The sequence below is a fragment of the Stutzerimonas azotifigens DSM 17556 genome, assembly GCF_000425625.1.
GTDB classification, from domain to species: Bacteria; Pseudomonadota; Gammaproteobacteria; order Pseudomonadales; family Pseudomonadaceae; genus Stutzerimonas; species Stutzerimonas azotifigens.
On record NZ_KE384414.1, the window covers coordinates 71,959 to 85,537 of the forward strand.

General features: G+C 56.3%; 8 protein-coding genes and 2 pseudogenes. 8 read left to right on the top strand and 2 right to left on the bottom strand.

Going from position 1 to position 13,579, the window contains the following annotated elements:
- The first annotated feature begins 530 nt into the window (after nucleotides 1–530).
- From H610_RS0117560 to H610_RS0117575, 4 genes are all read left to right on the top strand, one after another.
- Nucleotides 531–1,364: an ABC transporter ATP-binding protein gene (locus H610_RS0117560; RefSeq protein ID WP_084166496.1), complete on the top strand. Its 834-nt coding sequence runs from the start codon at nucleotides 531–533 to the stop codon at nucleotides 1,362–1,364.
- An 8-nt stretch (nucleotides 1,365–1,372) separates the two neighbouring features.
- A complete protein-coding gene (locus H610_RS0117565; protein ID WP_028240906.1) occupies nucleotides 1,373–2,197 on the top strand; it encodes an ABC transporter permease in 825 nt (274 codons plus the stop codon).
- Nucleotides 2,198–2,262: 65 nt separating this feature from the next.
- Nucleotides 2,263–3,321, top strand: coding sequence for an ABC transporter substrate-binding protein (locus tag H610_RS0117570; protein WP_028240907.1), 1,059 nt, complete (start codon nucleotides 2,263–2,265; stop codon nucleotides 3,319–3,321).
- A gap of 62 nt (nucleotides 3,322–3,383) precedes the next feature.
- A complete protein-coding gene (locus tag H610_RS0117575; RefSeq protein WP_028240908.1) occupies nucleotides 3,384–4,544 on the top strand; it encodes an aromatic ring-hydroxylating oxygenase subunit alpha in 1,161 nt (386 codons plus the stop codon).
- Nucleotides 4,545–4,572: 28 nt separating this feature from the next.
- Here H610_RS0117575 and hrpB read toward each other — a convergent pair.
- Nucleotides 4,573–6,717: pseudogene (gene hrpB, locus H610_RS0117580) on the bottom strand (ATP-dependent helicase HrpB); the annotation flags it as partial.
- Nucleotides 6,718–7,119: 402 nt separating this feature from the next.
- Here hrpB and H610_RS25580 point away from each other — a divergent pair.
- The 4 genes from H610_RS25580 to H610_RS24135 are packed head-to-tail and all read left to right on the top strand — an operon-like array spanning nucleotide 7,120 to nucleotide 13,242.
- The gene (locus tag H610_RS25580) at nucleotides 7,120–9,081 is read left to right on the top strand and encodes a hypothetical protein (RefSeq protein WP_138407004.1); all 1,962 of its coding nucleotides are present in this window, start codon (nucleotides 7,120–7,122) and stop codon (nucleotides 9,079–9,081) included.
- On the top strand, nucleotides 9,071–11,167 hold the full coding sequence (locus tag H610_RS25585) for a phage integrase (RefSeq protein WP_015275583.1): 2,097 nt from the start codon (nucleotides 9,071–9,073) through the stop codon (nucleotides 11,165–11,167). Before H610_RS25580 ends, H610_RS25585 begins: the two co-directional genes overlap by 11 nt.
- On the top strand, nucleotides 11,168–11,776 hold the full coding sequence (locus H610_RS25590; RefSeq protein ID WP_015275582.1) for a hypothetical protein: 609 nt from the start codon (nucleotides 11,168–11,170) through the stop codon (nucleotides 11,774–11,776). It abuts the gene before it with no gap.
- Nucleotides 11,773–13,242, top strand: a complete 1,470-nt coding sequence (locus H610_RS24135; RefSeq protein WP_063613243.1) for a tyrosine-type recombinase/integrase — start codon at nucleotides 11,773–11,775, stop codon at nucleotides 13,240–13,242. The genes H610_RS25590 and H610_RS24135 overlap by 4 nt, the downstream gene beginning before the upstream one ends.
- Nucleotides 13,243–13,320: 78 nt before the next feature.
- Here H610_RS24135 and H610_RS0117590 read toward each other — a convergent pair.
- A pseudogene (locus H610_RS0117590) lies at nucleotides 13,321–13,524 on the bottom strand (chemotaxis protein); the annotation flags it as partial.
- Nucleotides 13,525–13,579 lie beyond the last annotated feature (55 nt).

A 13,579-nucleotide genomic window follows, 5' to 3' on the forward strand; every position in this document is an offset into this window, starting at 1 on the left:
CTGTGGGAGGCGCGCCCTCGCGGCGACTGTCCAGGCACCGGCCGACGCTGATGCAGGCGCCCTCCGGGCAGCGCAAAGTCAGAAAGCAATCGCCCCGAGGGCGGGCCTCCCATAAAAAGCGCAAAAGCCGCAGCGGCGGCGCCCCTGTGGGAGGCCCCTGGCGACGGGCGAGGAGCCGGGGCGGGACCAAAAGGGGCATGGCCCTCAATAAATGCGTGGCATACCTCTAAAATGCACAGACATAGTGCTCCCGGTCCGAAAGCGGTGCAGTTTCCGCGGAACCAGAGGCACTCCTTTAAAGGCTGAAAAACCTCAGGCGCTGCCGCCTCAATCTTCCGCAAATTTTAATTCTTATCTTTTCAGTAGCTTAGCAACTGGCCTCGGCACGGCGTCGTTCATGGCATATGCATTGCTAAATACTTCCGCAAGAAAAAATATCTCGATCGCAATACGGCAATGGTCCGTCTATTCCGGATTCCGGATCAGACAAGCACAGGGCTGATGCAAACGAATCGGAGAATAACTAAGCCATGATAGCCTTGCGTGAACATGCGTCCCCGAATACCCGCTTTACCGGAAAGACCGACGCCATCCGTTCAATTATCGATATCGATGGCGTCTGCAAGACATACGACACCGCCTCTGGCGAACAAGTAAATGCACTTCACGACGTCAATCTTCATATAGGCGCGGGAGAGTTCGTCTGCGTGGTCGGCGCCTCCGGATGCGGCAAGACCACCCTGCTGCGATTGATCGCCGGGCTCGAGAAGATCACCAACGGCTCGATCCAGGTCAACGGCAGCCAGTTGGCCAAACCCTCGCGGGACGTCGGCGTCGTCTTTCAGGATGCGACGCTGCTTCCCTGGCGCACGATATTGCAGAACGTGCTGCTGCCGGCGGCGGTACTCAAGCTCGAGCCGAAGACCCATGACGAACGCGCCCGCCAGCTGCTCGGGATGGTCGGCCTGCAGGACTTCCTGAAGAAGTATCCGCACGAGCTGTCCGGCGGCATGCGCCAGCGGGCCGCTATCGCCCGCAGCCTCGTCCACGACCCCGCCATGCTGCTGATGGACGAGCCGTTCGGTGCGCTCGACGCCCTGACCCGCGAGCAGATGAACCTCGACCTGCTGGATATCTGGAACTCGACGGGCAAGACCATCCTGCTGATCACCCACTCGATTTCCGAGGCGGTCTTCCTCGCCGATCGCGTCGTGGTGATGTCGCCCCGGCCGGGCCGGGTCGTCGACGTGATACCCATCGACCTGGAACGCCCTCGCCGGCTGGAAATGATCAACAGCGAGCGCTTCGGCAGCTACGTCAGGCACATCCGCAGCTGCCTCGGCGGCAATGGCAACGGCCAATAGGAGGCGACATGGAAAACAAGATTGCGCCTGTCGCCAGCCTCGTCACGCCCCGCCCCCGGCCGGCGTCGATCAGCCGGCTGTGGAAACCCATCGCCAAGCAGGCCCCCGCGCTGCTGTTCGCGCTCTGCGTGGTCGCCTACTGGGAGCTGCATATCCGCCTGTTCGAGGTGGACGCCCTCCTGCTGCCGCCGCCCAGCGCGGTGGCCCAGGCCTTCTGGAGCGGAATGACGTCCGGCCTGTTCATGGAGCACTTCCAGATAACGCTGTTCCGCGCGCTATCGGGATTCCTGCTGGCGGCCACCCTGGGCATCGCCATCGGCACGCTCATTTCGCAGTTCCGCTTTTTCGAAACGACCATCTACCCCTGGATCATCGCGCTGCAGACGGTACCCAAGATTGCGGTCGCGCCCTTGATCCTCGTCTGGTTCGGCTATGGCTCGACGTCGAAGATCATCACCGCGGCGATGATTTCGCTGTTCCCGGTACTGGTCAACACCATCGTCGGTCTGAAAAGTTGCGACCAAGGCAAACTCGATTTAATGAAATCCCTCGGCGCGAGCCGCTGGACGACATTCCGCATGGTGCAACTACCGAGCGCACTTCCCTATATATTCGCCGGCCTCAATGTTGCCGTGGTATTCAGCATACTCGGCGCAATAGTCGGTGAATTCATCGGCTCCCAGGAGGGAATTGGCTATCTCATTCTGGATGCCAACTTCCAACTGAACATTCCCCGGGTATTTGCATTGCTCGTCCTGCTCGCCGCCTTCGGCATGGCATGTTTCGTATTGCTTCAAACCGCACGCAACAGGCTCCTGTTCTGGAACAAATAGAAGTTTCGCCAGGCAGGCTGCAAATTGGCAATAACCAGAACAAGCTACAAACAAGGAAACAAGGCATGCAGAAGATCAAGCTTTGTGCGATAGGGCTTTCCCTGCTCGTCATAGGGATGAGTGCGTCGGCCGCCGACCGGCCCAAGGTGGTTTTCTCGCCCACCACTACGGACATCTCGGCCGGGCATGCGGCCCACTCGTCGATTCCCCTGGAAATGGGCTTCTGGCAGCAGGACGGCGTGGACGTCGACGTGATCGGCATCCAGGGCTCGACGGCCGGCGTCCAGCAGGTTGCGGCGAAACAGGTGGCCTTCGCCACGGTCGGGCCGGAAACCGTGCTGCTGGCGCGCGCCAAGGGCGCCAAGATCAAGGCCATCTACACCTACGCCCGCATCACCATCCAGCGCGCGCTGGCGCTCGAGGGCAAGGGCATCGAGCAGCCGGAAGACATGCGCGGCAAGACCATCGGCGTGGTGTCCATGTCGACCGGCTCGGTGCCCTATTGCCGGCAGATGCTGGTCACCGCCGGCATCGACCCGGACAAGGACGTGAAATGGCTGGCCGTCGGCCAGGGCTCGCAGGCGGCCATGGCGCTCAAGCGCGGCACGGTCGACGTCTATTGCACCTGGGACACGGCGGCGGCGCCGCTGGAGGCCGGCGGCATGAAGTTCGTCGAGATCGAGCCGCCCTACCACGACGACCTGATCGGCAACGTGATCATCACCCACGAGGACTACCTCGCGGAGCATCCGGACATCGCCGCGACGGTCGCCCGGGGCATCGCCAAGTCCACCATCTTCGGCCTGGCCAACCCCGAGCGCGCCATCGGCATCCACTGGAAGCGTTATCCGCAGACCAAGCCGAGCGGCGACGAAGCGGACGTGCTCGCTGAATCGAAGGTGATCTTCGAGGCCAGGTTCAACCGCTTCGCCACGCCCGAGGGCGTCCGCTGGGGCGAGAACATCGACTCCAACTGGAGCAACTTCGCCGACCTGCTCAAGGCCGAGGGGCTGATCCCGCAGGACTTCGACGTCTCCCAGGCCTACACCAACGAGCTGATCGACGACATCAACAACTTCGACCCCGACGCCATCGCCGCCCTCGCCAAGGCCAGCAACGACTAGCGCAGTCCTCGCCAGACGCCCGGCCGCGCCGGCCGGGCGATTACAAGATCAGGGAGTTTCGCATGAACAACGCCGCCGAACTGTTCCACCCCAGCCACTTCGCCAAGGTCCGGCTGCCGGCCTATGAAGCCGAGCCCCTGCCGCACTGGGCCTATACGTCGCAGGCCTGGTATGACCGCGAGGTGGAGCGCATCTTCCACAAGGCCTGGAACTACATCGCCCACAAGAGCCAGATTCCCAACCAGGGCGACTACATGACACGGGACATCGCCGGGGTGCCGGTCATCCTGGTCAGGGGCAAGGACGACGAGGTGCGCGCCTTCTACAACTCCTGCCGCCACCGCGGTTCCAAGATTCTCTGGGACGAAGGCAACTGCAACCGGATGCGCTGCCCCTACCACTCCTGGTCCTACGAACTGGACGGCAGCCTGGGCACCATCCCGCTGATCGATGACGACCACCTGGTCAAGAGCGAACTGTCGCTGCACGCCGTACGCCTGGAAGAGATGAACGGCTTCCTCTTCATCACCTTCGACGCAGGGGCCGAGCCGCTTTCCAGCTACCTCGGCAGCCTGCCGAAGGAGTGGGCGGCCTACGGCCCGGACGACTTCGTCTGCACCCGCCGCGTCGTGCACCAGGTCAAGGCCAACTGGAAGCTCTACTTCGAGAACTTCAACGATTCGCTGCACGTGCCCTTCGTGCACCGCAGCACCCTGGCCCGTCAGAAGGTCTCCGGCCGCCAGCGCGCCTCCCATGTCGAAACCGACGGGCGCTACATCGCCCACTTCACCCACCACGAAGGCAGCCGCGGGCTGCTCGAGGAGGACCAGGGGCGGGGCTTCCCCCTGTTCGAAGGGCTCGAAGGCCGCTACCTCACCGGCACCTACTATCCCTGCATCCTGCCGGCGACCCTGTTCGCCTTCACCATCGACAGCGCCTGGGTGTACGAGCTCAACCCCAAGGGCCCCGGCCTGACCGAAGTGGCCCTGACCTCCTTCTTCTCCAAAGACCAGGTCGCCCGCCCGGATTTCGAGGAGGTCGCCCAGCGCTACTACCGCCGCGGCGACATCATCGTTCCGGAGGACAACTTCGTTGTCGAGCGCCAGCAGGAAGGGCTATCCCTGCCGGTCGGCATGTCCGGGAAGTTCACCAGCATGGAGACTCTCTGCCACGCCTTCGACAACTGGGTGCTGGACCAGATGGTCGAGCCGCAGCCGGCCTGACGGACCGACCGGAAAGAAGCGCCGCCGCTCAGCGAGCGCGCGGCTTGGCCCGGGCGGTGGGTTCGGCGATCAGCGGATCGTCCGGCCAGTAGTGCTTCGGGTAGCGCCCCTTCAGATCCTTCTTCACCTCGGCGTAGGTGTTGCGCCAGAAGCTCGCCAGATCCTGGGTGACCTGCACCGGCCGGCGCGCCGGCGACAGCAGGTGCAGCAGCACGCCCTGGCGGCCGCCGGCGATGCGTGGGGTGTCGCTCAGGCCGAACAGTTCCTGCAGGCGCACCCCCAGCACCGGCGGCGTCTCGCCGTAGTCCAGGCGGATGCGCGAACCCGAGGGCACCGCGATCGCGGTCGGCGCCTGCTCGTCCAGCCGCTGCGGCAGCGGCCAGGGCAGCAGGCCGGCGAGCATCGCCGCCAGGTCGAGCTGGGCGAAGTGCGCCAGCCGGGTGACACGCCCGAGGTAGGGCGCCAGCCAGTCGTCCAACCGCGCCAGCAGGCCTTCGTCGCTCACGTCCGGCCATTCGCTGTCGCGGCCCTGCTCGAGGTCGAGCCGGCGCAGCAGCATCACCCGCGCCTGCCACTGGCGCAGTTCCGGCGTCCACGGCAGCAGGGCGAGCCCCTTGCGCCGCACCAAAGCGACCAGCGCCCGGCAGCGCGCCGTCTCGTCCAGCCCGGGCAGCGGCTCACGCGCCAGCACCAGCTCGCCGACCCGGCGCTGGCGTTCGGCACGCAGCGCGCCTTCGCGTTCGTCCCAGTCCAGTTCGTCGCGCAGGCTGACCTGCTCGGCGAGCACGTCGTCGAACAGCGCCGGGTCGAGTTCCGCGGCGCGGAAGATGCGTTCCTCGCGCTGGCCCTGCTGGCCGCCGAGCTCGGCAATCACCAGCCAGGGCGACTTCATCAGCGGGTCGGGTTCGACGAAGCGCGCCGCGCGACCGTTGGCCAGGCGGTAGTCGCCGCCCGCTTCGCGGCGCTGGCGGGCGACCCGGTCCGGGTAGGCGAAGGCGAGCAAGGCGCCCGGCCAGCGGCGGTCATCCGGCGGGAACGGCGGCGCGCCCGCCGGCGTGCGCAGCAGCGCCGCGAACTGCCGGGCGAGCTGGCGCACGCGAGCCACGCCCGGCGCCTTGCCGCCGCTTTCCAGGGTGATCAGCCGGGTGGCCAGGTCGGCGCCGCCACCGCGCTGGATGTCGCGCTCCACCAGCAGCGCGGCGATGTCCGCGGCCAGCCGGCCGACGCCCAGCGCCTGGCCGCGCAGCAGCAGATGGGCGATGCGCGGGTGCGCCGGCAGCTCGGCCATCGCCTGGCCGTGCGCGGTCAGCTGCCAGCCGCCGGCGGGCCGTGCCCGCAAGGCGCCGAGCCGTTCCAGCAGCGCCTGCGCCTGGGCATGGGCGGCTGCAGGCGGCCGGTCCAGCCAGACCAGGTCCTCGGGCTCGGCGCCCCAGCGCGCCAGTTGCAGCGCCAGCCCGGCGAGGTCGGCCTGGAGAATTTCCGGCTCGTCGTGGGCGGCCAGTTGCTCGTGCTGGGTCTGCGACCACAGCCGGTAGCAGGCGCCCGGCGCCAGCCGCCCCGCCCGCCCGGCGCGCTGGGTCGCCGAGGCCCGGGATATCCGCCGGGTGTCCAGGCGGGTCATGCCGCTGGCCGGATCGAAGCGCGGCACCCGCGCCAGCCCGGCGTCGACCACCACGCGCACGCCCTCGATGGTCAGGCTGGTCTCGGCGATGTTGGTGGCCAGCACCACCTTGCGCCGTCCGTCCGGGGCGGGCTGGATCGCCGCGCGCTGGGCCTCCAGCGCCAGCTCGCCGTGCAGCGGGCAGAGCATGAGGTCGGCGCGAGTGCCGAGCGTGTCCTCCAGCGCTTCGTGCACGCGGCGGATCTCGGCCTGGCCGGGGAGGAACACCAGCAGGCTGCCGGGCTCGCCGGCCAGCGCCTGCAGGATCGTCTGCACCACCCGCGGCTCGATCCGCTCGCCCGGCTGGAAGGGCGCGCCCCAGCGGATCTCCACCGGGTGCATGCGCCCCTCGCTGCGCACCACCGGCGCCTCGTCCAGCAGCCGCGACAGGCGCTCGCCCTCCAGCGTGGCGGACATCAGCAAGACCTTCAGCGGCTCGTCGCGCAGCAGGCCGCGGGCGTTCAGCGTCAGGGCCAGGGCCAGGTCGGCGTCCAGGCTGCGTTCACGCATTTTGCCATTCGCATGGATTTATCATTAGATACCTAAACCCAGCAAATACGGGATCTTCCACCCCAAAGCAAGGACAAGAATTCGTTGACAATCATCAGCAGCACCCTGTTCTTACCCAACTATCCATTCCGAAAAATTTCGGAGCCCCTAGCCAAGGCCTTTCAAACCCACGCGTCGTCGGAGTTGATTAACGTTCCGCTGAAGCTGCTCGAGTGCTACCTCCAACTCATCGAGGCAGAACTCTCCTACGTCCATCTGTCGAGTCGAAGCTGCGAGCCGATCATCATCGGTTTTGTCGGTGCATTGCGATCAAGAACTTTGGCCGATAGCAAAGAGCCTGTTCGGATTCGCTGGGCTCGACGTTTCGTAGAAACACTTACAAGTCTGCGCGACGAAATTCCAGGCATGCCCAATTTCGACTATTTGATGGCCGACCTCGAAGAAGGGAAAGAACTCTGGGATTCCCAGCAGAAAAAATTGAACCCATTGGCCTTGCGCTATTGGAACGGATGGCAAGTCGACTCCCTAAAAGGAGTACCAAGTTTTCTCGCGCTGGGAGAACTATGGCACTCCCATGGCCCTGAGTTTACAGAAGAGTACTACCGGACATGGAAGACTTTTTCGGCCAAGCAAGCAAGATGCAACACCACATTGTGCAACAAGCTGGCCAGCTATTTATCGAAGAACTCTTTGGAGTGGCCAACTACAACCTTCCAAAACCCAGAAAATATAAAATCATTCTTTTTGCACTTCATGAAGGAGCACTTCTTAACCGCATATAGAGAAAATCTAAATATACCAACCCAGATAAAAACGTGGAACAGGTTCATATCGAACTGCGAAGAGGCCTTTATACAATCAGGAGTTTGGGCAACCCCTTTTGGGGATGGACTACCACGGCCCATCCGCCCCAAACAACACAGAGCGCAAACAAGAGTGTCCGTGTCTGATGAGGGGGTGGAAATCCATGAAAAACTTATCACTAGAGTCCCTCTCGAAATAACTGATAACGAGGCAATAGAAATATTATTCAAAAGTATCCACAAAGACATCGAAACCGTAAAATCCTGGGCAACAGAACAAGCCAATGAACTTTACTCGAGAGTCCAACTTCGTATACTCGCAACCACACGGATAAACTCCTCGGAAATCAAACCTCGAAAAGGCTGGCAGCGTCGGAGTTACGATCACGAATCAATTTGCGCGATTTTTCAAAGCAACGGCTTTCCATCCTCGCGCATGGACTTCGAACACCAATACGGATACACCATATTATCTGCTGATGTCGCAAATATACTTGGACTTCCGGCTGCTGGCACTCTTTATCCCTACCAATGCTTACTGGTAGCAGAGCACAATGAGATCACAGAATCTTTCCTTAAGAATTTTCGTTTGTATGACGACAAAGGTAGAAGATCCGGCTTTGTGAAAACCGACACCGGGTATCAGTTGGTCGGCTTCAAGGATAGAAGAGGTGGAAAGCTAAGCGAGCAGAAAATACAACTAAACGCGAACTCAACAAAGCGAATCTTCGAAGTAATAAAGATCACAGCACCGTTAAGAAAATATCTCAAGGGAATTGGCGACAGCCGATGGAAGGAGTTATTCCTGACCTGCGGGAAGGGTTTCGGTCACCCGCGGAGCGCTGTAATTCCGACTTGGAACAAAGCGCTATTCGATAAACACACACGGATTTTTGAACGACTTGCACAACAATTTTCAAATCATACTTCCTTGAGGGGTACTGAACTAAAAAATTTCTTATCTCGAGTCACCCTTTCTAGTCTTCGAGCCTCATGTGGGGTAGAGGTATATTTAAAAACCCAAAGCGTCGAAGCCATGTCCAAAGCGCTCGGCCACGCAAACCACGACTGCCTGCAACTTTCTCACTACCTGCCGGAGTCAATACTAGCCTTCTTCCAAGCCCGCTGGATAAGAATTTTTCAGCGCGGCTTAATCTGTGACGCGATGAAAGATAGCAGCTTCCTCATAGAGGCCGCAGACTTCGAGACAATGGAAGAGTTAAATCTATTTCTTAAGAACCATGCACTAAAAGACATCCCTGACCACCTGGTCAACCCGGAGAACACTCAAACAACTGAACCCTATTCAGCGAATCAGTACTCAGAGGTCTACATCTCAGTGGATCCAGGGATAATGACCGCCCTCGTATCATTAGAGAAAGCAGTGGCTACAGCGGAACGACCCGAAGAAGTGACAGGAGTAGCACGATACTGGGCAGATCTAACGAAGGCCGTTGTTGCCGAGATCAGAAGGGATAATGACGCACTACTGAAAGACCACCTTTATGTCGCCGAGCAGAGGTGTAACCCCCGCAGAATGGAGAAGTTGATATATGAATGTTGAATTACCAGCAGAGCTAGACTTCCTAAAAGCGTTCTACACCGACCCTAGGACAGAATACAAAAAATCAAGTTGGTTGCTGAGTGATTTCGACTTGCACATATGGAAATATGATTTCAATTTTGCGACCCCCAACACGATCAACTGGGACATTACATTAGACGACGAAACTTCTCTGCTTGCCCAAAAAAACAAGCCATTACTAGACGGGCTAAAGTATTTTTTAACAACATCTACACGTTCTGTTCGAGGATCGGCGATCGAATTAGGTTCACTAGCCGCACAGATGACGATGTTTAACAGGGCCATTCACGTTGCCGATTACATTCTTCTGAATGCAAAAGAATATCAGCTATCCAGATTCGGATTGGCTGGAATCAACAGCCATCACATGAAGAGAATGCTAGACGTCTTCTCAAGCGTCAACGGTTCGGAAGAGTCGGTTTACGAGTGGACCAAGACTATCAGCAAATTTTGTTTAAGCTTAATAAACACTTCCAGTTCTATCGAACTCGATAGCATTCTAGATCAATATCCACGAATGCGCATTGTGACTGACGAACAACTAGATGAGCATCACCTGGAAATACCTTTTGATTTAATACCTTATGCAAGAGCTGCCTTGCATTTGCATGGATATTATAAAAAAAGATCAACTGCTGGAGTCCGCACCCCTAACACCTTGCAGCTAGCGAAATCGCTTTATGCCAACACACTGAAAGGCGGGCATCTAAAACTAAAAACATTAAGCTCATTAGAATTCTATACTGATAATGAGAGAGAAATAATATCGAGAGAGTATCCCGGTTCATCGGTCAGGACAGGTGACCATGAAGCAATGACATCCGGTCCATTTCGCGCCTACAGATTTTTAACATACAACCTTGGAATTCTTCATGAAATTGGGCTTCCAGCTCCCGAAGTATCAGAGCTGAAGCAGATACTTGATTATGAACCATCACTCTCTGAAGCTGCTCGGTTTCGGACGCTGCCGTACCCAATAGTGAGAGACGCCTTCAGAAAATCAATCGAGTACCATTTCAAGTATGGAGAACTTCTAATAGAAGGTTTCTGCCGCATGGCAGAGCATTGCAACCTCAATGGAATTGCCCCTACGCAACTTACCAATGGAGAGTTACAAGACATTATGCCCCCTGAGCTTATCGACATGGGAATTAGGAAGCTTGGGCTTGTATGTCAAACGGTGTCTATTAGGCACGGCGCACTGAGAAAGCAGTCAAATTACTTCATAGAACTCAGAAATAATGTGGGACTGATTGAGTGCTTACGCATCTATATTGGATGTGTCCAGATGGTAGTTGGAACAATCATGGCTCGCCGAATAGGAGAAATGCTCGATTTGCACTCGACTGACTGCCTAGATAAAAGCGAAAGATGGTTGATCTTCTTAAATAGAAAAAGCACATCCAACCTGTTCGGCATAAGACAACGCCAAGCACGCCCAATCGAACCCATTGCCGTAAAAATGATTAAAAACTTAATTTCCATGCAGCAGAGACTTTTAAAAAGCGGATTCATAACTGAAATGACTAGCCTCTTTGCCCCCCCCGGACTCCTCGGAAATGCCGGGCTTAGTCAGCAAACAATGTATGCCTACAATAGAAACCTAGACTTGTTGTGCGATTATTTCGAACTACCACTAAATTCAAAAGGAGAAAGGTACTATATCCGACAACATCAACTTCGACGCTTTTTCTCCATGGTATTCTTCCACTCGAGCAGTTTTGGAGGACTGGAGACACTGCAGTGGATGCTCGGGCACACCGACATGCAGCATGTTTGGAATTACATTACTGAGTCCACTGATGGTGCAGTTTTGCGTAGCGCTAAGGCTCAGTTCATAGCAGAAAGCTTGCATAATGGCGATATCACTGCTTACGAAGATCTAGCCGAAATACTAAAAATTCGTTACAACACAGATAATTTTGCTCTAGTAGACACTGCTGAACTTGAAGACGCAATCACCGACATGATAAAGACAGGGAAAGTCCAGATTGAGCCAGAGTTTTTCACAGACGAAACCGGCCAACATATGCGCGTGGTAGTAAAAATTCAGAGCACAGACTAAATGAAAAAAATCTCCGACCTAGAGCCACATGCTAGCGCCACATTAATAACCAGTGAACTTTTAAAGCTAATCTACCGTAATCCTGACTATTTTTCCAAAAACGAGAACATTCTAAAGGCTCTCAGAAGCCAAGGAGCGCTAGCCAAGCTCGAATTCAATTTCGAGGACTCAGGGGCTATAAAGTCAAAATCCCCAATGAGCATCAACACTTTAAAATCTCACGCCAACTTACAGTTCAAGGGAGGATTTAAGGAACTTGATACCCTCCGCCTAGCGGCATTGAGGGCCATTGAGAAGGTCAATGGCAGCAAAGAGGCCACTTCAACAAAACGCACTAAGTCCGGACTTTCGCGACTAGTAACTGAACTAGAGGAGAGACTTGATAAGCAGCGCTGCGCCAACATGGTCCTCCTCCAGGGATTAAGCCTGGCAATTAACGAGTTAAGAAATATACGTAGCAATCTAGATCCCGCTCTACTTGAAAAGCGGGCAAGCGATGCCGTTCAGGCACTTACTGCTCTACTGAGCCTCCCTCCAGAACAGCCACCCCCCCCCTCCCCTTCTTCCGGAGACGGGCGAGTTACGCGACTGGAGGAGTATCGCAAGTGACAAACCACCTTCGCCAACAACTATTTAAACCACTTAAAGAGCTAACACTCTTTAGCTACCATGCGCATGGAAGTACTATAACAAAAGATGGTTCTGGCCTGCCGTTTTGCTGTTGGCCTGATGGCACGCCCAATAACGTCGCAAATCTCTACATGCTCGCACTACGTGACCGCCCTGGCCGAGGTGGAAAAGGCCTATCAAGGCACGGCGGTAAAGGCGGAAGCATTGGGGAGTATGCATCCAAAATAAGCCCACTAGTTCGCTACTGCTTCAGATACCGAACTGACTTTATAGGACTGTCTGACCAACAGTTCTCAGACTTCATTGACGAATTAAGAAAGGAGCGATCTGTCAACGATCCCACTGTAAATAGGCGCACCGAAACTACACTCCTAGCAATTGGTAGGATCTGTCTAGATTTTTTGCAATTCGTAGGACGTCTTTATGGCGACGATGCATTTGTATCAGAGAATGGAACCATCCGCGCCGTAATGAAAACATTTACTATCACAACGCGCTCAGGAAGAACGATAAAGCGGAGTTATCTGCATCACCACTCTCTTCATGTATCTGGAACGCGCTACCACACGCGCGATCCGATCCCGAGCGAACATATAAAGCTTTTGCGAGATTCAGCAAACAAAATCCACCCATCGAGACACCTTCAACTTCGACGGAATCTGGTGATTTCCTTGCTTGAGCATACGGGCGCTCGACGCAGCGAGATAATTGAAATTACCGTTTCGGACATACGTAATGCCATGAACATGTCGTTCCCATTGCTACGTCTGCGAACCTTGAAACGTGGAACCTATTCCGAGCGTTTTATCCCGATTTCAAGAGTGGTACTAAGCGAAGCTAAGAAATATATTCAGTTTGCCCGCAGAATATCTCTTCGCAACTTCAAGGACACGGATCACGACAGACTCTTTGTTCAAGAAAAGACTGGTAAGCCGCTCGGTGCCTGCAGTATTACGAATGAAATGATTCAACTTAGAAGTCACGCCGGCATCGAAGAAAAAGTCTGTGCACACATGTTCCGCCATGCTTTCATCACCAATCTTTTCGTACTCCTAATCAAAAGACACAAGTTCAAGCAAAAGGACGACTTCAGAAGCGCCCTGCTTAATAGCAAAAAGTTTCTTTACGACGTCATGCTGTGGACTGGCCACAAAGATCCCCTCTCGGTAGAACGGTATATTCATCTTGCATTCGCCAAACTTGATGGATACGAAGACATCGTTTCATCTGCCCATATAATCAGGACTAACCGTATATATGACCAGGCCGAGGAGCTACTTCTGAACGCATTAAAAAATGGTATGCCAGTTGACGAGTACGTGCGTGAACTGGAGAAGCTAAAGCAACTTCGGCAAGAAGATCTCAAGAAAGAGACAAAGGAAGAGGAAGAGGAAGAGAATACGGAGTCAGTCAAAAGCTGGGAGCATTGGCATAACCACCTTTGAATGTTGCGATACAACTCGCTTCACTGCCGAAGCGTCCATAAAGCGCGTGTCTAATGACGACGACGTTTACCGGTCGTTCACTGGGGCGAAAGAGACAATCCGCTCCTGCCCGTGCAAGGTGGCATCCTGAATGCCCGACTCAATCCGTAGGGCTCTGTCCGGATAGATGTCCTTGAGGTTCGTCATCACCTGACCCTTGTCAAGGCTGAAGATCACTTGGCCGTTGTGATCAACCAGGAATGCATGGTCGATGCCGCCAAAGTCCACGACATCTATGATCCTCCACTAGGGTGTCAAGGGTGAACCGTCGCTTAAGTTCCGGAGCACACATTTACAA